Source organism: Listeria floridensis FSL S10-1187, assembly GCF_000525875.1.
GTDB classification, from domain to species: domain Bacteria; phylum Bacillota; class Bacilli; order Lactobacillales; family Listeriaceae; genus Listeria; species Listeria floridensis.
Genome location: NZ_AODF01000001.1, coordinates 319,291 through 341,765 on the forward strand (window position 1 = coordinate 319,291; position 22,475 = coordinate 341,765).

General features: G+C 44.1%; 16 protein-coding genes and 1 pseudogene. 5 read left to right on the forward strand and 12 right to left on the reverse strand.

What is annotated here, in order from left to right:
• Positions 1–87 precede the first annotated feature (87 nt).
• The 6 genes from essC to esaA are packed head-to-tail and all read right to left on the reverse strand — an operon-like array spanning position 88 to position 9,786.
• Positions 88–4,500: a type VII secretion protein EssC gene (essC, locus tag MFLO_RS01735; RefSeq protein ID WP_338151498.1), complete on the reverse strand. Its 4,413-nt coding sequence runs from the start codon at positions 4,498–4,500 to the stop codon at positions 88–90.
• 14 nt (positions 4,501–4,514) lie between these two features.
• On the reverse strand, positions 4,515–5,687 hold the full coding sequence (essB, locus tag MFLO_RS01740) for a type VII secretion protein EssB (RefSeq protein ID WP_051993419.1): 1,173 nt from the start codon (positions 5,685–5,687) through the stop codon (positions 4,515–4,517).
• 17 nt (positions 5,688–5,704) lie between these two features.
• Positions 5,705–5,956: an EsaB/YukD family protein gene (locus MFLO_RS01745; protein ID WP_036095938.1), complete on the reverse strand. Its 252-nt coding sequence runs from the start codon at positions 5,954–5,956 to the stop codon at positions 5,705–5,707.
• Between the two features lie 12 nt (positions 5,957–5,968).
• Positions 5,969–6,193 carry a type VII secretion protein EssA gene (gene essA, locus MFLO_RS15645; RefSeq protein WP_051993402.1) on the reverse strand — a complete coding sequence of 75 codons (225 nt, stop codon included), beginning with the start codon at positions 6,191–6,193 and terminating at the stop codon, positions 5,969–5,971.
• Positions 6,168–6,473 carry a type VII secretion protein EssA gene (gene essA / locus MFLO_RS15650; protein ID WP_051993404.1) on the reverse strand — a complete coding sequence of 102 codons (306 nt, stop codon included), beginning with the start codon at positions 6,471–6,473 and terminating at the stop codon, positions 6,168–6,170. The genes essA (MFLO_RS15645) and essA (MFLO_RS15650) overlap by 26 nt, the downstream gene beginning before the upstream one ends.
• Entirely contained in the window at positions 6,460–9,786 is a 3,327-nt protein-coding gene (gene esaA / locus MFLO_RS01755) for a type VII secretion protein EsaA (RefSeq protein WP_051993406.1), read from the reverse strand. Before esaA ends, essA (MFLO_RS15650) begins: the two co-directional genes overlap by 14 nt.
• 547 nt (positions 9,787–10,333) lie before the next feature.
• On the opposite strand from esaA, the gene rpiB reads away from it, so the two are divergent.
• Together rpiB and MFLO_RS01765 are read left to right on the forward strand one after the other, a co-directional pair.
• On the forward strand, positions 10,334–10,789 hold the full coding sequence (rpiB, locus tag MFLO_RS01760) for a ribose 5-phosphate isomerase B (protein ID WP_036095939.1): 456 nt from the start codon (positions 10,334–10,336) through the stop codon (positions 10,787–10,789).
• 318 nt (positions 10,790–11,107) lie between these two features.
• Positions 11,108–12,144: pseudogene (locus MFLO_RS01765) on the forward strand (oxidoreductase).
• 51 nt (positions 12,145–12,195) lie between these two features.
• Here the strand turns inward: MFLO_RS01765 and MFLO_RS01770 are convergent.
• The 6 genes from MFLO_RS01770 to kdpA are packed head-to-tail and all read right to left on the reverse strand — an operon-like array spanning position 12,196 to position 19,865.
• On the reverse strand, positions 12,196–12,894 hold the full coding sequence (locus tag MFLO_RS01770; protein WP_036095940.1) for a response regulator: 699 nt from the start codon (positions 12,892–12,894) through the stop codon (positions 12,196–12,198).
• Positions 12,884–13,546 (reverse strand): sensor histidine kinase, encoded by a 663-nt coding sequence (locus tag MFLO_RS16165; protein WP_241433495.1) that lies wholly within the window; start codon positions 13,544–13,546, stop codon positions 12,884–12,886. The genes MFLO_RS01770 and MFLO_RS16165 overlap by 11 nt, the downstream gene beginning before the upstream one ends.
• Positions 13,531–15,546: a DUF4118 domain-containing protein gene (locus MFLO_RS01775; protein WP_241433496.1), complete on the reverse strand. Its 2,016-nt coding sequence runs from the start codon at positions 15,544–15,546 to the stop codon at positions 13,531–13,533. Before MFLO_RS01775 ends, MFLO_RS16165 begins: the two co-directional genes overlap by 16 nt.
• 14 nt (positions 15,547–15,560) lie before the next feature.
• Positions 15,561–16,091, reverse strand: coding sequence for a potassium-transporting ATPase subunit KdpC (kdpC, locus tag MFLO_RS01780; RefSeq protein WP_036095942.1), 531 nt, complete (start codon positions 16,089–16,091; stop codon positions 15,561–15,563).
• Between the two features lie 12 nt (positions 16,092–16,103).
• The gene (kdpB, locus tag MFLO_RS01785; protein WP_036095944.1) at positions 16,104–18,161 is read right to left on the reverse strand and encodes a potassium-transporting ATPase subunit KdpB; all 2,058 of its coding nucleotides are present in this window, start codon (positions 18,159–18,161) and stop codon (positions 16,104–16,106) included.
• Between the two features lie 12 nt (positions 18,162–18,173).
• Complete coding sequence (kdpA, locus tag MFLO_RS01790; RefSeq protein WP_036095945.1) at positions 18,174–19,865, reverse strand: potassium-transporting ATPase subunit KdpA; 1,692 nt, start codon at positions 19,863–19,865, stop codon at positions 18,174–18,176.
• A 347-nt stretch (positions 19,866–20,212) separates the two neighbouring features.
• Here kdpA and MFLO_RS01795 point away from each other — a divergent pair, with 347 nt between their 5' ends.
• The 3 genes from MFLO_RS01795 (at position 20,213) to MFLO_RS01805 (ending at position 22,236) form a co-directional block, all read left to right on the forward strand.
• A complete protein-coding gene (locus MFLO_RS01795; RefSeq protein ID WP_036095948.1) occupies positions 20,213–20,518 on the forward strand; it encodes a PTS sugar transporter subunit IIB in 306 nt (101 codons plus the stop codon).
• Positions 20,519–20,614: 96 nt separating this feature from the next.
• Positions 20,615–21,898, forward strand: coding sequence for a PTS sugar transporter subunit IIC (locus MFLO_RS01800; protein WP_036095951.1), 1,284 nt, complete (start codon positions 20,615–20,617; stop codon positions 21,896–21,898).
• Positions 21,899–21,927: 29 nt separating this feature from the next.
• Positions 21,928–22,236, forward strand: a complete 309-nt coding sequence (locus MFLO_RS01805; protein ID WP_036095952.1) for a PTS sugar transporter subunit IIA — start codon at positions 21,928–21,930, stop codon at positions 22,234–22,236.
• Positions 22,237–22,475 lie beyond the last annotated feature (239 nt).

The window sequence follows — 22,475 nt, forward strand, 5'->3', positions numbered from 1 at the left end:
CTATAAGTTTAATTCGTTCTGCCTGACCTTGCTTAATGTAATAGGCTTCATACGGCGGTAGTGGCTGTTCTTTATACGGCTTGTTCATTACATCAAGCACGCTTTGGTCGCTGATTCTGCCGAGAAGTATTCCCGTTTTTTGTTTCTTAAATGCCGCCGATACATCATCATAAGCTCGATAAATCTGCCCGCTAACGGCACCTGCGACAAAAATAATACCATACGTGCGCCTTGATCAACTAAGCGCTGCAAACCAGTTTGCGAACTGATCGAAAGATTTTCCGCAAGAAATGCTGTATCTGCTACCACAACTACAACAGGCGTGATTCCCCGGATAAAGTCTTGTAGCAAACCATTTCCTCCCGATTCCGCTTGATAGTTTTGCCACGCTTGTTCCCTATTTTCAAGTAGCCCCGTCAGTTGCTCAACAACATGATCAAAGCTCGTCGTATCATTCCCATATAAGTTTATGCGACCGCGATAAGCTTGGAATCGTCCCGTCGATCCGTCAAGAATCGCCATGTCCGTATTCGCAGTTTGACTGAGAATCTCAAGCAACGACAGCATTGTCCGCTCAATCAAATCATTCATATCTGCAAGCACGAGTGTATGACCATTTTTTTGTAAATTCAAATCGATTGGCTCTACATCTTCAAAGTCGACCGCAAATGGAACCGCTCCGCTCGAAAGCATTGCCGTAACCTTCGAGTCAGCCAAGTATTCCTTAAGCGGCAACACATCCGGCACCATCGGAATCGGCGCTGGAACGGCTCCCTTCCAGTCCGCCTCCATTTTCGCAGCCTCATCTTGAATCGCTTCAATAATTTCAAGCGTATCTGCACCTTGAACCGGCAATGCCGCTTGGAATAACGTTGGATTTTCAAGCTTCACAAGCCCGCGTCCAGCCATTTCTTCAATCGTCAGATCCGTCTTACCGACAATATTGCGTGGTTCAGTCGGATCAATCATATAAAGCGAAATTTGTGTCTTAATATTCGCCAAAACCTGCATTCGAATCGCATTCGTGCGCACAGCGCTGATCGCAAGGTGAATCCCAACCCCAGCACCTTCACGTGCCACTTGCGCGACAAGTTTCTCAAAATCATCCTTATAAGCCGCTTCCTGTACCGAATCAAACGCATCAATCACAAGCAGAATCGAAGGAACTTCCGTACCACTTGCCTTTTCATACATTTCAATATTCGCTACACCATATTCGCTCAGCTTCTGCTTACGTTCCTTCAGTTCACGCGTCATCCGGCGAATCAGTTTATGCATCTTAATTTCCTCATCCACCATAATCGTATCCGCAACATGCGGCAAATCTTTCAGTGGCAAGAGACCATTCGTACCCAAATCCAGCAAATAAACATGCAAACGTTCCGGATTATGCTCACGAGCAAGACTCATTACAAGTGTTTGGAGGAACGTTGATTTACCATATCCAGGACTAGAAAACACCGCTAAGTGCCCATCTTTCGCCAAATCAAGTTGAAGCGGCTCCTGCGCTTGCATCTCTGGAATATCTAGGAATCCAACAATCGGCATAAGCGGATGCTTCGGAGCTTTCCAGCCGAAACGGTAATCAATCGGCGCTAAGTCCGGCAAGAAAATCTGCTCCGCAAGCGGTGGAAGCCAAGGACGCGGAAGCGGTTCAATCTGCTCGCTTTCCGTATAATCATGAATATGATCAATGACCGCATCAAGCTCAGAAGGCAACTTCGTCAGATCTTCTTTCTTATCTAAACCGCTTAAATCCTCCGTTAAAATGTCATACTGCCCAAGATCATTAATCGCATAGACCGTCGTGTCCAAATAATCTTCATTTTCCTTATCCGGCACATAATCCGCGCCGCTCCAAGCACTTTGGAACAACTCATAAATCTCATTATTACCGACTTGGAGATACGCCCGCCCTGGCAAAGTAATATCAGCCGCATCAGGCGTCTTCAAAATCTCATTTGAATCGCTCGCATTTTGCACTTTAAGCGCCAGTTTAAACTTCGAGTTCGACCAAATTTGATCATCAACAACGCCGCTTGGTTTTTGCGTTGCAAGAATTAAATGAATCCCAAGCGAACGTCCAATCCGCGCCGTTGAAACAAGTTCCTTCATAAACTCAGGCTGTTCAGACTTCAACTCCGCAAACTCATCCGAAATTAAAAACAAATGCGGCATCGCTTCCGTTGCTTTTCCTTGTTTGTATAATTTTTGATATTGATTAATATGGTTCACATCATGCTCGCCGAACAAGCGCTGCCGTTTTTGCAGTTCCGCTTTGATCGAAGCAAGCGCCCGCATCGACTGTGCCCCATCAAGGTTCGTAATTGTACCAAGTAAATGCGGCATGTTTTTAAACAAGTTCGCCATTCCGCCGCCTTTGTAGTCAATCAAAAGAAAGGCGACTTCATACGGATGGAAATTCACTGCAAGTGAAATAATATACGATTGGATAATTTCCGATTTCCCAGAACCCGTCGTTCCGGCCACAAGTCCATGCGGCCCATGTGCCTTTTCATGCAAATTCAGATTGACAATATCTTCCTTGCCGCGCAAACCGAGCGGCACCGCAAGACTCTTATACGTTTCATTTTTCGCCCAGCGCTGAGCGATCCCAAGCTCTTCCACACGCTCCACACCATACATTTCCAAGAAAGTAACCGATTCAGGAATCGAATTTTTCAAGTTCTGAAGATGATTAAGCGGCGCAAGCGCCCTCGAAATAGCTTCCTTATCGAATCCAGCAGGCAAGTGGTCTGGAACAAACGCGCGATCCACAAGTTCCCCTTGTTCCAAGATAATATTTCCACTATTTTGGTCGCGAATATCAACGACCGTCTTCACGTTCTCAGGCAGACTTTGCATCACATCTTGAACAAAAACAAGTGAAACGCCAAGTTCACTTGGATCTTCATTGAAAAACTCCATCACCGTGTGATCCAAAACAAGTTTTTCATCCGTAATTAAAACCACATAATGCGGCGCAAAAAATAATTTCTCATTTTGATTCGGGCGCTCCGCAATAGCTTGTTTCCGCTCTTTCAGAATCTGATAGAGCGAATTTAAAACCTGATCGCGCGAACGTTCATGATAAACAAAACCACGAACATTCACATCACGAATATTCGCATGCGGCAACCAGCGCATCCAATCCCATTCGGTTTTTTCTTCCTCAGGGAAAATCGTAACAAATTGCAAATCATAATAACTGTGAAACAAAGCCGTTTGCATCACGAGCATCTTAAGCTGTTCAAGCACGAGCTTACGCGGCCCAATATAACCAACCGGCCCATTCATTAGATCCGTTGCCACAGGAACATGTTTGACATCAAGATACTCGCCCTTAAGCCGCTCCGCTTCCGTCACAAGCTCATCCTTATCAAGCGTAAATTCTTCCTCACGAAAATCGACCGAAAAACTGCTCGGCTCCGTCCCCGTCCCAACACGGAATGTCAGGAAATCGTGATGCATCCGCGTTTTTTCATAAATGCGCGAATCAATCCGTAGCGCCATATCACGAATCTCTGTAATACTCGGATAGTGATAATCCAAGGCTTTACGCTGTTTCTCAGAAGCATCAAACAATTCTTTCGTTTTCCGTTTCAAATACAAATCGTAGTTTTCTTCGCGGTCTTTCATGTCAACCTTATATTTTTTGCTGTTTTTGATATAAGTAGTCAGTGACATAATCACCGTCATCCCTGTCATCGCAAGCGTCATCAAGATATAGATACCACGCGGCTGAAAAATCGAGATTAACACCGTGATCGCAATCATCACAAGCGGCGGTAGAATCAGTTTGAGAATCCCTTCTGTCGGCTTGGCCGGCTTGGCAGAAGGCTTTGAAAGTGTAATCTTGTCTTCCGGTGCGCGGTAGATAATCCGCGGTGAACGATGATAATCCGGATAATCTGCCCCAAAAACGCTGTCAGCCGCATAAAGCGAAGCAAGTCGCGTTTCAAAGCTGTTCTTTGGCCCCGTTAACGTAAGCTCATCTTGCCCAACAGCAATTTGAATCCCGCCGATGTACAGCTGATCACCAGCACCAAGCGCAATCGTCCCCTTTTCAGCACGTTCAAAATTGTAATAAATTTCGCCGCCGAAAATATGAGCCTCAAAAAGCGCTTCTTTCGTGTCGCGTAAGAGTACAAAATCGACCGGTAAGTTCCGCAAAACCACATCATTCTCGCTACCCGAACCGAAAGTCACAGAAAGCTCAGCCGAAACATCAAACGTCTCTACAACCAAATCATCCGCGAGAAAAAGCGACAAAGGTTTTGCTTCCTCCAGCTCAATTTTTGTCAGCGAATTAAACTCCAGCGCCGTGCTTCCAGCAAACCACGTCTCTTCTTGCAAATTTACATCAAAACCGCTATTCAGTTCAGGATAGCAAATATCATCTTCATGACCGCTACCGATCCGAACCACTTTACCCGGCTCCAAATGGTGTTTATGACAGGTTGTCCCGTTCGTCACAATTAGTAAAGCTTTGTTCATCATGGTTCATTCTCCCTTTATTCCGACTTCTCTTCATCACTGGTTAATTTCTCTTGATACTTTTTCAATTCCTCTTCAATTTTCGTTTGCTTCTCTACCGCTTGGTCACCAGAAATGCTCTTGTCATTTTGTACTTCTTCAAGCTGTTTAGTGAGTGCATATAAAATCAGCACATTATCTTGTAGCCGTTTTCCTGTATCAAGCGACGCATCGAAATCACCGCGCCCATTATAAATCCAGTACAGCAAGTTCTCTTGATCCGATTTCAAACTTAGCGTTTTCATAATGTTTTCTTTTTTCTTGTCATCAAGCTGTTCCCCTTGCAAATATGAAAAAGCCAGCTGATATTTCGCCGTTTGTGGAAGGTTTTCCGGTTTTTCATCCTCTAAATCCGTAATGACCTTTGAATAGTCCGTTTTCAAGAAATTTTCATTCGCCGTAAGGAGCCTATCTTGATAAGGCACTTTGAAAAAGGCAAAATAGCCAAGCGGAACCGCTAAAATCAGTGCCGCAATAATAAATCCAATAGCTAGCCCTTTGAAAGTACGAAACTTTTTGCGCGGAATAAGCGCCAGATTTTTTTCTACATTTTGTTGCTCTTTGATATAAGCTTCCTGAAGAATTTCCGTCAATTCCTGAACCGTCTTCGCTTCCGTAATTTGTTTTTCAAACGCCGTCCCACGCGCATTTTGAATCGCACCGGAGTAAAGATTATCGAAATTGTACTTCTTCGAAAACATCGCAATAATCAGGGCTTGGTATTGCTTGAAAAATTTGCCATCCGATAACTCATATGGCGGTAAAATATCTTTCAACCCGCGATGTATAATTTGCGGCATTAAATTATCATCAAAAACCAAATTTTCCGGGTGAATAAAAAACGTAAAACGCGTTCCAACAAGTCTTTCCAAAGTCCCTACATTTTTTAGTGCGCGCAGCTTCTCAAGCCGCGTCATCTTAAGTACAGCATCGAAGCGAGAAGCCTCTTCCGAAATCGTGTAATTCATTATGTACGCATCGTGTTCATGCTTAGCTACTGCCGTAACAAAATACGGCGCAGGCCTTTCCAGTAAAGCAAGCTGACCACGTTCTTTCACTCGCGTTCGGCTTTCTGGAAATATCACTTGGCAATTTCCATCTTCATAGTTAAAATCGTAGTTTACGCCATCCATTTCAATCGTTTTTTTCATCATCACGTCTTCTCCCTTTATAGAATTTGCAGAACATCCCCATCTGCAATATGGTGGTCCGTCAGTTTATCATCATCACTTAAAAGAATCCCTTTATTAACAGCCTTAATCGCACAAGTTGAACCGTTTGGCCGCTCAAGATTAAGCGTGTTTGCCAGATTTAAAATCAGCGCGCGAACCGTCTGGTGCAGCGGAATTCTCAGATCATAAGTCGGCTGACCCCAGCGTGTAAAGTCAACCGTTACATTAATGTGTGTCTTTTTTGCCATGTCCATCTCCTCCTATTCAAAAACCTTGCGGCTCACCGCATAGATACCGCCAGCAAGCACTAAACCCGCTCCTGCAAGAACAAAGAGTGTCGTTTTCCCCGCTTTATTTTCCTGCTCATCCGCATCTCCCTTATCAACTGATGCAGCTACTTGATATTCTCCATCAAATAGTTTCGCTTGCACTTGCTGCGCCGTTTGATCCGATTTCTCTTCACCCGTAAACAGCTGATCCTTCATCTTCTGATACGCATCTTGTTCCGCTTTCTTTTTTTTGACTAATCTCACGATCGAGCTTGTCCGTAAAAAGCGGTATCCCAAGTTTATCAAGCACCGTTTCCTTAGCGGCAGCTTCATCAGACGCCGCTTTCTCGGCGTCCGTTTCCTCCAAGCGATCCGTTTTAAGCTCCATCTTACCGTCATTATCTAAGTAGCCGTTTTCCGCAGCAACAGCATCCAAACTCGCGAAACTGCAGCTGATCAGAAAACAAAGTCCAAGGCAAACCCTAAGCTTTTTCATCGTGAAGCTCCTCCTTTTCGCCGGATCTATGAAAAACAAACAAATTAAGCACGATAAAGACAATCGCTGCGCCAATTAACGCATAAGTCAGCATCAAGAAATTGTTTTCTCCATTTAAAAGTCGATTGAGCAGAGTTTCTATATATTCAAGCGGCGAATAGGTTTGCAGTTTCCCGAACATCGAGTTGCGGTCTGTCGCTAATCCAATCGCATTCGTCAAGAATAAATACATGCTCATCAGCGCTAAAATCAAGAACATTCCGATCATACCAAGCTGCCGCAATAAATAAGTAAATCCAGCGACAAGCACAAGCATCACAAGCGTGCAAATCCCTATCCAAAGGACAAATCCGATTTCACCAACATCAAAAATTCTGCCTGATACCAATCCAATGACAATTCCTTCAAGAACCGCGGCTGCCGTTGTCAAAAACGTTAGCGGCAAGTTGCTTGAAGCAATCGAAAGCTCTTCCCGAAATACATCTTTTTGTCGCCTTTTCTTCTCATACGTTGCAATCACATAACCCGTAAATAGCGCTACGAGCGTAAAGATCAGCGTCATATAATAAGGTGTCGTTTTATCCCCCGCAATAATCGCCTTGCCATTAACTTTTTCTACCGGACTACTTAAGAAGTTATAGAGATTCTCATTTTGCCGTTCGCCGACACGGCTATTATTCATCACTTGCGAAAAATTCTTCGAGAATTTTTCATCAGCTTGAAGTTGTTTCGCGAGCGAGCTTGCAAGTGAGCCTGCTTCGTTAACTAAATTTTTTCCGCTTTGTTGAATCCCTTTTGCTTCATTATCAATTGCATCAAACGTTTTATATACCCCATCAGCCGCATCGAGGTTTGCACCTGTCGTTTGCGCAAGACTGGAACTTTGAGCAAGCAAACCGCCGAAATCGCCGCTAAGCGCCATCGTAGCTGCTTGTTCTTCAGCCGTTTTCCCAACCACATTCGTCTGGTCTTCCGCGAGCAGAACACTTTGCTTGCGCCAGTTTTCGATTTCTGCGAGCAGCTTCGCAAGACTTTCATTATTCGAAACCGCCTCAGCATTCGCCGCGACAAGTCGCGCCGAAAGATCGACCGAGCGCCCATCCGCGTCCGTCATCAGCACTTTATAGGCCGCAATTTGATCTTCAAAAGCTTGAAGCCGCGCCTTATAAGCCGTCACAACATGACTCGTCGATTTGTCTGCAATCGCCCCAATCAAATCGTTATTCGTACCGTAGAAAATTGAATAATATGATCCGGCGCTAGCCGCATCCGTCAGCGACTTACCAGAAAGATCGTCCGTCTTCCAGTCGATGCCATAATAAAGCGCAAACAGCTGCCCCGCTTGCTCGTACTGCTTCGTCACCCCAGTAATAAAACTCATTAGATCAAGCCCGCCAGACGTAATCTCATCATCCGTAAAATAAGCAGCCGGTTTTGTTTTAAGCGAGTATCCATCTGTTAAAATCGGTGCCGTAGCAACCTCCGCGGCGCCAGAATTATCTACCGGAAGATTCTGTTCCGCTTGGCCCGCTTCCACACCTTCCGAACCGTTGGATTCACCGCTTTCTTCCGAATTTTCACCTGTTCCCGGATCACTTGGATCAGCGCCGCCAGAACCGCCGGCTGTATTATCTTTCATTTCAACCGCCGAAACACCCCAAGAAGGCGATCCAGTGAGCGTCACAAAGTCCGTTGCAACCACATTTCCTTTCAGCTTAGGAACAGCCTTAAGCTCATAACTTACCGCATCAGCTTCATTTGCGAAATCGATGGTCATTTCTGTCCACGGCATTCCGCTTGTTACATTGACAGCAACCGGTATTTTATCTCCCGCTTGATTTGTTTTTATCACCGTGATGTCATTTGCACCAATTGCAAAGTGGGAATCTACCCATAGATGCAGTTTGACATTTTCTGTATCCGAGCTTTTAAGCGTAAAACTCTCCGTTTCAAGTTCAATACCATTTGTTCGCAAATCTGCTGCTTTCTGATCCAGCAACACGGCAATTTTTTCAGAGAAAGGATTGCTTTCCGTCCCGTCTGAATTAACCTTTGGCTTTTGCTGCAATTGCTCATTCGTAAAGTTATATTCCGGATATGTCAACATGAATTTCTTCGCAGCAAACTTCATTGATTGATACTGATCCACCGTAAAGCCGAGCTTCTCCATCACACTTGCATTATAATAATCAAGCTGTTTAATCGCATTTGCAAAATAATCGAGGAAACGCTTATCAATATCCGGTTTCAAATCCGCAATTCGATACTGTTCATTTTTCCCATCCGCTTGCCCCGATAAAATTTGCAGCAGTTCTGTTTTTACCGATTCTTGCAAATCTGCATTAATCGTCGTTTGTAACGTACTGTCCAGATTCGCAATTCGTTCATTTGTATCCTTAATATAATTTTGCAGTGCCGTAGCTTGAGACATCAACGAGAGCGATCCATCAAGCGTTTGAAGTTCACTGTAAAGCACACTATTTGCTTGCTCAAGCGCAGTTAAATCCGCCGAAACATCAGAACTCGAAAGCCCCGCCGTGTACTTCTGCAAATTATCCGAAAGAGCCGTTCCAAACGGTGCATTCGCTTCCTGCTGTGCAATTAGTGCATCAAGCGTCTTTTTATACTGTTCATTTGAAAGACCCGCTTCCTTGAGTGAAGCTTCATGCCCTTTTAGCAAATCTTGAAAACTTGTGAAACTTGTTTTTGAAACCCCAGTATAATCCTGAACCGCCTTAAACTGCTCCGTGTAGCCCGAAAGCGGATCATTAACCCCCGAATTAAAACGATCATTTTGTGTCTTTTGTTTGGCTACAAGTGTCTTGATATTATCCTGAGCTTCCTGCAAGTTCGTTAAAATGCTGGCGAAATAAACGTCGATTACCCGCTTATTCATATCCTCTAACAAATTAGATGCCGTTTTCTCCGCCTCAACCTTGAGATCATTATTGCCCGTATCATTAATCTTATAGTTCACGACAATTTTCTCCGGGTTGTCAGACGTCAAAGAGAGTGCTTTTTTTGAGAAATCACTCGGTATCACAATCATCAAATTATACACATCGCGCTTCAAACCGCTTTCAGCAACACCTCGGCTAACCGTTGCCCAGTCATGCGTCGTATCCTTCAACACACTCGTTTGAATTGCATCGCCGAAACGATAATTTTTACCAGAATAATCCGCGCCTTGATCTTCATTGACGAACGCAATGTTCATTTTATGTACTTCCGTACCTTGAATTTTCGTGTCACGGCTAAGCGTTTGATTGAGCCCGAGAACTGAAACAATCCCCGCCAGTGCTAACGCCAGCACTAAAAAAAAGCAAAATTTTCCATCTAATCTTCTTCATACCTATCCCACTCCCGTTTCTTAATGACCATCTTCTTTTATCCTAACAGTAAAATAAGCCATGTAACTCAAAGCTACATAGCTCTTCGTATCGTAGTTGAATCTCGTTGCATACAACAAAGTTCAAAAACCGAAGTTTTGCGATAATTAATTATCGTATTCTTCCTTTACATCATGATCTGTTTTGTTCTTTGAAGTATCCATTTGAGTTCAGAATGATTAAGTTTGGCTTAGCGAAGGTAAGTTCCCCTGTGAGCGAATGATTTCACTTTGAATACTTCCTTTTCCGTATAGCGTTGTTTTTTTTCTCTTTTCCCATCTTACCTAGCAAGTATAGCATAGAACATTGGCTATAATTGTGACAATAAATCGAACATTTGACGTTGTAATATTATTATCTCAAAATTCCATTTGTTGATGAAAAATAAGTAGATTTAATCGGACTTTCTTCCCTTTTTATATCGGAAAAGGTTATAATATAGCTAACTTACATTGAGGAGGATTTTATACTATGTCTGCATTAAAAGTTGCCCTTTCTTCTGACCATGGCGGTATTGAACTTCGCAAAACAATTGCTCATCTCTTGGAATCGCTTGACGTACCTTATCAAGAATTTGGTCCTGAAGCGAATGAATCTGTGGATTATCCAAACTTAGCTTTTACAGTTGCAAACAAAGTTGCGACAAACGAAGTCGATCGCGGCATTTTGATTTGCGGAACAGGTGTCGGAATGAGTATCGCGGCCAACAAAGTTCCCGGCATCCGGTGTGCGCTTGTCGGCGATACTTTCACGGCACACGCAACGCGTGAACATAACGATTCTAATGTCATCGCTCTCGGTGCACGCGTTCTCGGTCCGGGTCTTGCAGCAGATATTGTGAAAATCTGGCTCGAAACAGAATTTGAAGGCGGTCGTCACGAGACTCGTTTGAATCAAATTGCGGCATTTGAGCAGGCTGAACACTGATACTTATCCAGCTATCCACAACTTATCCACAAGCCAATGTTTTGTGGATAGCTTGTGGATATTCACTTTATTTTTATCTATTTTTATAGAGAAACGCCTAATATAGCTATTTTAAGTATGTGAATTTCGATTTTCGAGGTCGAATAACTTACTCTGTAGCGCTAAAATTGCTCACAAGTTATCCACAATATCCACAACCGGTGTGGAAAACCCTTTTTTTAATCCAGTTTTCCTTTTGTGGATAACTTTTATCTCTTTTATCATTTTTCTGCTAAGAAATACATTTTAAGAAAAAATTAGAGAAATGGATGTGTCACTATGAAAAAACTAACCATGGCTTTCTTCGGATTCGGAAAAAGTACAAATCGTTATCACTTGCTTACTTGCTAGAACGCCAGGATAGAATCTTTGTGAAAACTATTTACAATCCGCGCAATAAACCCGAACTGGAGAAAAACTATCCTGATACGATGTTCACAACGAAAGTGGACGATGTATTAAAGGACGAAGAAATCGATTTTATTTCAATTTGTACACCGGCATTCACTCATTATGAACTGGCCAAAATCTGCTTGGAGCACGGGAAAAACGTCATGATTGAAAAACCGTTTTGCGAGACACTTCGTGAAGCCAAAGAATTAATCGAGCTTGCAAATGAGAAAGGTTTGCTAATTATGCCGTTTCAAAATCGACGTTTTGATGGAGATTATCTTGCGGTTAAACAAGTTCTCGATAGCGGAAAACTCGGAGAATTGATTGAAATTGAATCACATTTTGATTATTATCGTCCGGATAGCAACTTGAATAAAGGACCAAATAGTGCTGGTGCAGTTTATGGACTTGGCATTCACTTGATCGACCAGATGGTGGCGTTGTTTGGCCGCCCACAGGCGGCCAGCTATGATATTCGCTCGATCCGAAACCCAGAAAACCCAGACGATTATTTCGAAATCAATTTGTTCTACTCAACTTGGAAAACAAAACTCAAATCCAGTTCGCTCGTTCTTACCCCTTATCCAAAATTTATTGTTCACGGCACGAAAGGGAGCTTTGTCAAGCACGGCATCGACCGGCAAGAAAAGGATCTTAAGGCAGGAATTATGCCTGGTGCTCGGCTGTTCGGGCAGGATTTCACGGAACATTATGGGACGCTTTCTTACATTGCGGAAGACGGAACGGAGCTTACGGAGCTAGTTGAAACTCCGCTCGGCGATTACGGCCGGGTTTATGATGCGGTCTACGATACGCTGCTTTTGGGGAAAGAAAAACTTGTTCAAGACAGCGAGATTTTAACAGATATTGAGATTTTGGAACGTGGTTTTGAAAAAGAAAGTCCGAGTTTAATACTACTTTAAGAAAAAACCGAGGTGGCTCTTTGAGCCACCTCGGTTTTTTGACCAGCAAATTTATTCTTCTGCCATGCGGTAGCCGACTCCGACTTCCGTCATGATGTAGCGCGGTTCAGCTGGGTTTTGCTCGATTTTGCGGCGAATATTGCTCATGTTGACCCGCAAAGTTTGGTTCTCATTGGCATAAGGGCCCCAAATTTCGCGAATGATAAAATCGTGCGTCAAGACTTTTCCAGCGTGTTTTGCAAGCAAGATTAGGATTTTATATTCGATCGGAGTGAGGTGAACTTCGGCACCGTCAACTGTGACAATTCGTTTCGCCAAGTCAAGCCGCAGTTCGCCTAGTTCAAATAAAGCGGTTGGTTTTTCCATAGCTTGGATATTTTGCTCGCTATGACGCAGAGCTGTTCGTATCCGTGCAAGGAGTTCTGAGGTGCCAAACGGCTTCGTCATGTAATCGTCTGCCCCAAGGTCAAGTGCTTCTACTTTTTCGCGTTCGTGCAGCCGTGCCGAAACCACAATCACTGGCACACTCGACCAGACACGCAGTGATTTCAATACGTCAAGACCGTCAACATCTGGCAGCCCGAGGTCAAGCAGAACAATATCAGGTGCATGAGATGCCGCAATACTGAGCCCTTCTTTTCCTGTGCTACTGCTGATTACTTTATAGCCGCTCGCTTCCAAAACGGCTTGGATAAATCGGCTGATTCCTGTTTCATCTTCGATCACAAGCACGAGTTGATTATGACTCATTCTCTTTTCCTCCTAATGGTAATGTAAATCTGAAAATCGTTCCACCGCCTGGATTTTCTGAGGCTTCCATTCTGCCGCCGTGCGCTTTGATAATTGACATACAAATGGAAAGCCCTATGCCAAGTCCACGTGTCATGTCAATCCGGTCTCGTTCAAGCGCCGCCAACCCGTCAAAAAGATGTCCCATGTTTTCAGGGGGAATCCCAGTACCGTCGTCTTTTACGGTAAAGATCACTTCATCGCCTCTTCCGCTCAAAATCGCATTCACCCATACTGAGGCATTTTCTCCGCCATGGCGCAAAGCATTTTCGATCAGATTCATCAAGACTTGTTCGATCAAAGTCCCATCCATCGGTACGAATAAAACTTGTTCTGGTACTTGAACGGAAATGTTTCGATAAGGAAAGCGCGTTTTAACGCGCTGCACAGCTTCGCCAACAATTTCCTCTACTGCTTCATCTTCTCTTTTCACCGTAAATTCTTTATCACTAATTCGTGTCACAGAAAGCAGATTTTCGACCATTCGAATTAGCCATTCGGAATCTTCTTTAATATCGCTCACGAGTTTTTGTTTGATGCTCTCATCAAGCTGGGTACCGCTTTCAAGAAGCGCGGAACTCGCTCCGAGAATTCCGGTTAAAGGGGTTCGCAAATCATGCGAGATTGCTCGAAGCAGATTACCGCGTATTTTTTTCTTTTTTCCGCCGCAACGAGGATATCTTGTTGTTCATCTGATAATTTCTGTTTCAACAAGGCGAGCGCAATTTGCGAGCCGATCATCCGCAAAAAATTACGATCTTCCTGCGAAAATGGTTCTTTCGTTTCGCTATAATAGAGTCCGATCACACCAAGTACGTTTCCCTCAGCTATAACGGGCATGTAATAACCGGCTGAACCACCAAGTGTGTCGGTAAAACGCCCAGCTGTCTTTCCATTTTTGAAAACCCAGTGCACAACAGCTTGTTCTGAATCACTTTCAAGCACCGCCGCGCCTGATTCGTCTTTTGCGGCAAGAAAAACACTGTTCTTTTGTTCGATCGGGTCAGCCGGATAAAAAATGACGGAACGGCCAAATAACTCACGAATGTAACTGGTTGAAAGGGTTAGGATAGCATTTAGGTTTTGTGCCGCAAGCAGTTTACGATTGAGTTCATATAAGGTTTCGGTATGTTTCTCACGGATAACCGCTTGTTTCGCCAAGTTTTTAATTCTAACTGTGAGCGTGCTTGTCGTAAGCGCAACTACAAGCATGATGCCGTATGTGACCGGGTAGCCGGCTTGAATGGTATTAAAAGTGTAGAGCGGCATCATGAAAAAGAAGTTAAACAAGAGTACCGCAAAAAATGAACCAATGATGCCATACCAATAGCCTGATGTTATCCGGGAAATGACAAGCACGGACAAGATGTAAACCATGATGATATTTTGATCACCAATGCCAAGCTGTGACAGTCCTTCCGACAGAATTGTTGCAAGCACAAGTGCAGCAGCCATTTTCATCGTATCGTACCAGGTAATCGATTTCTCCAAAAAGAACCGTGGCCGTTTTTCTGCTTTTTCCGGCGCGATTTTTACCATGTGAATTTCGGTTGTCTCAAGCCGCTGAAACAGCTCATCTTCAAGCTCCGCGCCGAGCAAACGATTATGCCGTCGCGATTTTCCGATCACAATATTCGTTACTCCTGAAAGTTTGGCGTATTCAGCGATTGTTTCCGCAAGATCGCTTCCAGTCACTGTTACGACTTCCGCCGAAAGTTCCTCTGCTAGTTCGAGATTCTCACGCAACCGTATTTGTTCTTCTTTTGAAAGCGGCTTGCCATCCGATACATGAAGCGCTGTAAACGAACCGTGAAAAGCTTCCGAGGCGCGCGCCGCCCAGCGAATCATTTTTTTAGCACCGAGTGAACTGTCAATGCATACCAGCCAGTTCATCCCGCCGCGCTTGCCCGCTTGCTGATTGGAACTACTAATCCGGTCAGCGGTCATTCTTGTTGCAATTTCCCGCAAAATCCGCAAGTTATCTTTCGTAAAAAATTTTGTGCGTGCCAAAGCCGCGCTGTCCGCCGTATAAATTTTATCTTCATCAAGCCGCGTTAAAAGCTCATCTGGTTCAATATCTACCAGTTTGATTTTATCTGCTTGATCGAAAAAACGATCTGGAATCGTTTCGTGCACTTCTGCATTCGTCAAACCAAACACGATGTCATTTAAACTTTCAATATGCTGAACATTGACCGTCGTATACACATTAATGCCTGCATCAAGCAATTCTTCAACATCTTGATACCGTTTGCGGTTACGCATTCCGTCTGGATTTGTATGCGCCAGTTCATCCACGAGAACAAGATCTGGATGTTTGACCAAAATACCATCCAGATCTAACTCCTCAAGTTCAATATTTTTATACGGAATCTTCTTACGCGGAATTTGCGGAATCCCGACAAGCAGCTCTTCCGTTTCGGGACGCATATGCGGTTCAATGTAGCCGATCCAAACATCCACACCACGCTTAAGCTCTTCATGCGCCTCATTCAGCATCGCAAACGTCTTTCCGACGCCTGCCGCATAACCAAAATAAATTTTCAGTTTGCCGCTCCCGCTCTTCTCACCCGTATCCCCGTTTTCCAGTTTTTTATCCGACTCGCTTACCATCCCCTAGGCCTCCCTTACCTTTTATCCAGCGTCAAATTCACCAGAAGCACGTTCACAACCGGCTCACCGACAATGCCAAGCACTCGTTTCGACGTGTATTTTTCAAAAACCGCTTTTACTGTGGAAACGGGGAGGTTGCGTGCACGCGCAATTCGTTCAGCTTGGTAGTTTGCTGCCGCAACCGAAATTTCTGGGTCAACGCCGCTCGCCGAAGCTGTCACGAGATCCGCCGGAATGTTCTTGTCGTTCCCTGGGTCCAGTTTCCGCAAAGCTTTTACACGTTTCTCCATCAGCATTTTCGCTTCCGCACTTGTTGGATCTAGATTTGATGCCGCACCGTCATCCGGCCGTCCAATCAAATATTTGGCTTCCGTAAACGTCTGTCCAATAAGTTTCGATCCTTTGTTTCCTTCTATTATACTGCCATTTGCCTGTTCATGAAAAGCCGCTTGTGCAATCACCGTAACAATCACCGGATAAACCGCACCGCAAAGTAACATCAAGAACAAGAAAACTAGCGCCGCTTGTTTCAAAAGCATCTTCATTTTCCTTACCTCCTAAGCAATGCCAATCCAAGTCAGAATTAAATCAATCAACTTAATCGCAATAAATGGAGCAATAAGCCCGCCAAGACCATAAATCAAAATGTTGCGGCTAAGCAGTTTCTGAGCCGGCATCTCACGATATTTAACCCCTTTAAGCGAAAGTGGAATCAAGAAAATAATGATCAGCGCGTTATAAATAATTGCCGAGAGAAGAGCCGTAACAGGACTCGTCAAATTCATCACATTCAAAACTTCCAGTTCTGGATAAATCCCGTAAAATAGTACCGGAATAATCGCAAAATATTTCGCCAAGTCATTCGCCACACTAAAAGTTGTAAGCGCGCCTCTTGTCATCAAAAGTTGCTTTCCGATACGTACAATATCAATCAATTTCGTTGGGCTCGAATCGAGATCCACCATATTGCCAGCTTCTTTTGCCGCTTGCGTCCCCGAGTTCATCGCAACCGCCACATCCGCCTGCGCAAGCGCAGGCGCATCATTTGTCCCGTCGCCTGTCATCGCCACAAGATGTCCATCCTTTTGATAAGAACGAATGAGTTCCAGTTTAGCCTCAGGCGTTGCTTCCGCCAGAAAATCATCCACGCCAGCTTCCGCAGCAATCGCCGCAGCTGTCATCGGATTATCACCTGTGATCATAATCGTCTTAATGCCCATTTCGCGCAAATCTTGGAACTTCTCTTTCACACCGTTTTTGACAATATCCTTCAAATAAACCACGCCAAGCACTCGGTTATTTTTCACAACTACAAGCGGCGTTCCTCCAGCACCAGCCACTTGCGCCACAATCTCATCACATTCAGCCGGATAAATACCTCCTTCCGCTTTAACAAATTCCTTCACCGCATCCGCAGCACCTTTACGAATCACATCGTCATTATAATTTGTCCCGCTCATCCGCGTTTTCGCCGTAAAAGGAACAAACTCCGCCTGCGAGCTCGAAAGTTCCCGCCCGCGAATATTAAAGCGTTCCTTGGCAAGCACCACAATGCTCCGTCCTTCAGCCGTTTCATCCGCTAGTGAGGAAAGCTGCGCCGCATCTGCCAGCTCTTCTTCTGAAACTCCCGCTACGGGCAAAAATTGACTCGCCCGACGGTTTCCAAGCGTGATCGTTCCTGTTTTATCGAGCAGAAGTACATCCACGTCTCCAGCAGCTTCAATCGCCCGACCACTCATCGCAAGCACATTGGCTTCATTCAATCGACTCATCCCAGCAATTCCAATGGAAGAAAGCAGGGCACCGATCGTCGTTGGCGCAAGACAAACAAGAAGCGCAATGACATTCGTAATGGAAATCGCCGAACCGCGTCCCGAAAGCTCGCTCGAAAATTGCGTAAACGGCAAAAGCGTTGCTGAAACTGCTAGAAAAATAATCGTCAGCGTGACAAGCAGAATTTGAAGCGCAATTTCATTTGGCGTTTTCTTCCGGCTTGCGCCTTCCACCATTGAAATCATTTTATCAAGAAAACTGCCGCCAGCCTCAGCCGTCACTTCAATCACAAGCGAATCCGAAACAAGCGTTGTCCCGCCAGTTACAGCACTGCGATCGCCTCCCGATTCCCGAATTACCGGCGCCGATTCACCGGTAATCGCACTCTCATCTACAGATGCCGCACCAGAAATCACTTCTCCGTCCATCGGAATCTGTTCACCTGCCAAAACAAGTACAATATCGCCTTTCTTGAGTTCCGTCGACAGAACTTCCGTATAATCATCCACGCTATCCCTCGATTTCAGCTTACGCGCCGAAACATCCTTGCGCGCCCCGCGCAGGCTACCCGCCTGCGCCCTGCCGCGTCCTTCTGCAATCGCCTCCGCAAAGTTGGCAAACAAAACCGTAAACCATAAAATCAGCGCAATCACAAACGTATACCACCGCGCCGCGTCTTCTATCCCGGCAAATGTTAAAAAATAAAGAACCGTTGTAAGAACAGCGCCAAGATACACAATGAACATCACCGGATTTTTAATTTGAACCTTCGGCGACAGCTTAAAAAATGATTGTACCGTCGCATCGCGGTAAATTTCTGCTTGATTCGTCTTCTTTTCCATCTTCATTTCCTCCTACTTCCCTGCCGTTAAAAAATCCGCAATTGGACCAAGCGCAAGACTCGGCAAAAAGCTAAGCGCTCCGACGAGCAGAATCACGCCGAGTAAAAGTCCGGCAAACATTGCGTTTTTCGTCGATAACGTTCCACTTGATGCAGCCACAGTTTTTTTCTTCGCCAAATTTCCTGCTAAAAATAACGTGGCAAGAAGCGGCAAGAACCGTGTCACTAGCATAATCAGTCCGCCTAACAAATTTGTAAACCCTGTATCTGCCGTAAATCCACCAAAAGCACTACCATTATTGTTCGCCATCGACGTAAAAGCATATAAGATTTCTGTAAAACCATGCGCTCCCCCGTTCGTAATCCAGCTTGTAGCGCTTGGAATCATCACCGCAGCAGCCGTCCCAAACAGCGACAAAAGCGGCGGACCGAGTATGACGAGACAAACCATTTTCATGTCAAACGGCTCAATTTTCTTTCCAAGATACTCAGGCGTCCGCCCAACGAGCAGACCTGCAATGAATACCGTCAAAATCACGAAAGCAATCATGCCATACAAGCCGCTTCCGACTCCGCCGAAAACGATTTCCCCAAGCTGCATTAGAAAGAGTGGCACAAGCCCGCCAAGCGGTGTCAAACTGTCATGCATGGCATTCACGGCGCCATTCGAAGCAGCAGTTGTCGCCGTCCCAAACAGCGCTGAGGCGCCGACGCCAAACCTTGCTTCCTTTCCTTCCATATTACCGGAAGTACTATCCACGAAAGCCATTTGCGCACCGCCAAATTGTTCTGCAAGCGTTATGCCGATAAGCGCAGCTGAAAACAGCACAAGCATTACCGTAAATAACACCCGCCCTTGTTTACTATCCTTGACCGCTCGTCCAAACGTGATAACAAGTGCTGCTGGAATAAGCAGAATTGCAAGTGTCTCAAAAAAGTTGCTGAGTGCCGTCGGATTTTCAAACGGAAACGCTGAGTTGGCTCCGAAAAACCCACCGCCGTTTGTTCCAAGCATTTTAATCGCAATTTGACTAGCTGCAGGACCAAGCGGAATCAATTGCTTCGTTCCTTCTTGTAGCGTTTCAATTGTTCCATAGGAAGCAAAACTTTGTACCACACCTTGCGAAACTAAGATGATCGCTAGAACAAGCGACAGTGGTACAAGTAAATACAGTGTAATTCGGATTAAATCCTTCCAAAAATTTCCTATTGAATGCGACTTTTTTAAAATAAAGCCGCGTATTAAGGCAAATAAAACGGCTATTCCCGTTGCTGCCGATACAAAATTTTGCACGGTCAGCCCAAGCATTTGTGATAAGTACGAAAGAGATGTTTCACCTGCATAAGCTTGCCAGTTTGTATTCGTGACAAAACTCGCCGCTGTATTAAAGGCAAGTCCGAACGACAAGCCCTTTTGATGTTCTGGATTAAGCGGCAGAACACCTTGGAGCATGAGTATCGCCATCAAAATGAGAAATCCTATCGCGCTGAAGAGAATGACCGACATGGCATATTTCTTTGCCGACATCTCTTCTTCGGCACCTTTTCCTAGCAGTTTATAAGCCCCTCGCTCGACCGGTGACAACATTTTTGTGAGAAATGTTGACTGAAACGTTAATAGTCGATAAATATAAATACCAACAGGAATTGCGAGTGCTAATAAAATAAGAAGGAAAAATACATCCTGCACAAATATCCTGCTCATAACTCTTCACCTCGAAGTAGCAAAACAAATAAATAAATCATTAATAACACAGTGATTATCCCCATGATTATCGTTAAAATTCCCACTTTCTTCACTCCTTTAACAGCCTCGCTTTTACTAAATCTATCCTAACAAAAACGGTATAAAGACAGTGTTAAGGTCGAAATGAATCGTATAAAGATTTCGTTAAGAAAATCCGTGTAAATTTTACACAGTTAATTTTGTATGTGTAATAGAAATTGTTTTTTGAAAACGCTGTATCTAAGCCGTTTCAGCAACTCCAAAAGTTGGCACGGAAGTTGCATATATAGTTAGTATAGAATGAAAAAAGTTAGGAGGTTTTGATTTTGAAAACCATTATGTTAGTTTGTTCAGCAGGTATGTCAACTAGCCTACTTGTTACAAAAATGGAAAAAGCAGCTGAAGCAGAAGGATTTGACGCAAAAATCTTTGCTGTTGCAGAAGCAGAAGCGGATAGTCATTTTGATGAGATTGACGTTTTGATGCTTGGACCACAAGTTCGTTTCCTTGAAGGAAAAATGAAACAAAAGCTTGAACCAAAAGGGATTCCAGTCGGCGTAATCAACATGACAGATTACGGCACAATGAATGGAGAAAAAGTTCTAGCAAATGCTAAAGAATTACTAGGGTAACTTTTTGTTAGCAAACAGCACTTATTTTGTTGTTTCTATATAATTTTATTTTAATTAATGGTCCTAAAAAGGGTCAAAAAAAGGAGAGTTTTAAAAATGAATGGTTTTATTGCATTTATGGAGAAACACTTTATTCCATACGCAGCTAAAATCGGTGGACAACGTCACTTAGTTGCAATCCGTGACGGATTCATCACAACAATGCCGCTGATGATTCTCGGGTCATTCGCAGTACTAATTAACAACTTCCCAGTCGATGCGTACATCAATTTTATGAATAATCTTTTTGGGGAAGGAAAATGGCAAGCCTTCGGCGGAAACATCTGGAACGGTACTTTCGCGATTCTTGGTCTTTTAGTAGCTTTTACGGTAGCATACAATCTTGCCAAATCTTACGATAAGGATGCTCTATCTTCTGGGGTTATCTCAGTTGCAACGTTCTTCACAATCGGCGCAATTGCTCCAGACGACAAAGGGATTCCTGCAACTGGTGGTCTAGGATCTGTTGGTCTTTTCCTAGCTCTTATCGTTGCACTTCTTACAGCTGAAATTTTCACTCGTTTGAGCGGAAATAAACACTTGATCATTAAAATGCCTGATGGTGTTCCACCAGCAGTTGCTCGTTCATTCGCAGCGTTATTCCCTGCAATGATCACAGTTTCTATCTTTGCACTTATCACTGCTCTTTTCCAAGCAGCAGGTATTACTAACTTAGTAAACGAATTCTACAAACTCGTTCAAGAACCGTTCATGGGACTTGCTAACTCGTGGGGTGTAGCATTACTTCTTGCTTTCATTTCTGCATTCCTTTGGTTCTTCGGTTTGCACGGTGCAAACATCATCGATCCATTTATGCAAACAATCAATGCTCCAGCAATTACAGCCAACCAAGAAGCTTTACAAGCTGGTAAAGAAATTCCTTACATCGTTAACAAACCATTCTTTGACTCGTTCGTTAACATGGGGGGAACAGGAGCTACACTTGGTCTTATCATTGCAATCTTCATCGTTGCACGTAGACACAAAGCTTACATGACAGTTTCGAAACTTTCGGCAGCACCTGGTATCTTTAACATCAACGAACCAATGATGTTTGGTCTTCCAATCGTGCTTAACCCGATCATGTTCATTCCTTATATCTTAACTCCAATGGTTATGGTTACAATTGCTTACTTCGCAACGAAATGGGGACTTGTTCCTGCTGCAACACTAATCACGCCTTGGACTACTCCGCCAATCATCGGTGGGGCACTTGCAACACAAAGCTGGGCTGGTGGGGTTCTCGCAGCAATCAACTTGGCTATCTCAGTAATCATCTATCTTCCATTCGCGAAAATGGCTCAAATCCAAGAGCTACGTCGTGAAAATGAAGCAGCTTAAGGTATTAACGAAATGAAGGACGTGTTAAAATGAATTCTGAATTAGAACAAACAATTATGGGTCTCATCGTTAACGGTGGGGCGGCTAAAAGCAGCGCGATGATGGCTATCCAAGCTGCTAAGGACGGTGATTTCGAAGCAGCTGATAAGAATCTAGCTGACGCTGATGCAGCTCTTCTCGAAGCGCATCACTCACAAACAGCGCTTATTCAAGGTGAAGCTCGCGGTGAAAAAACAGAAGTTTCTCTTCTAATGGTTCACGCGCAAGATCACTTGATGAACGGGATCACATTCAAAGATTTAGCAAAAGAAATCGTTGACCTATATCGTTCTCGTTAATAGTAAAACCCGCTTATTTTAAAATAGGCGGGTTTTTCTTTTAGAAAATTCGTGGCGCATTGAAGTGCCTTATAAAATCCCTTGATAAACCACTTTAACTTCAATTTCTTTTTCTCAACTGATTATTCTGCTCTAGTCCCTACTGCTCTTACCCCCACTCTATCTTCAAACCGTTTATAGTATCTATTTGACGAACAAAACTCTTATATAAACTTATATTTCTTCTAGCGCCTCGTGAA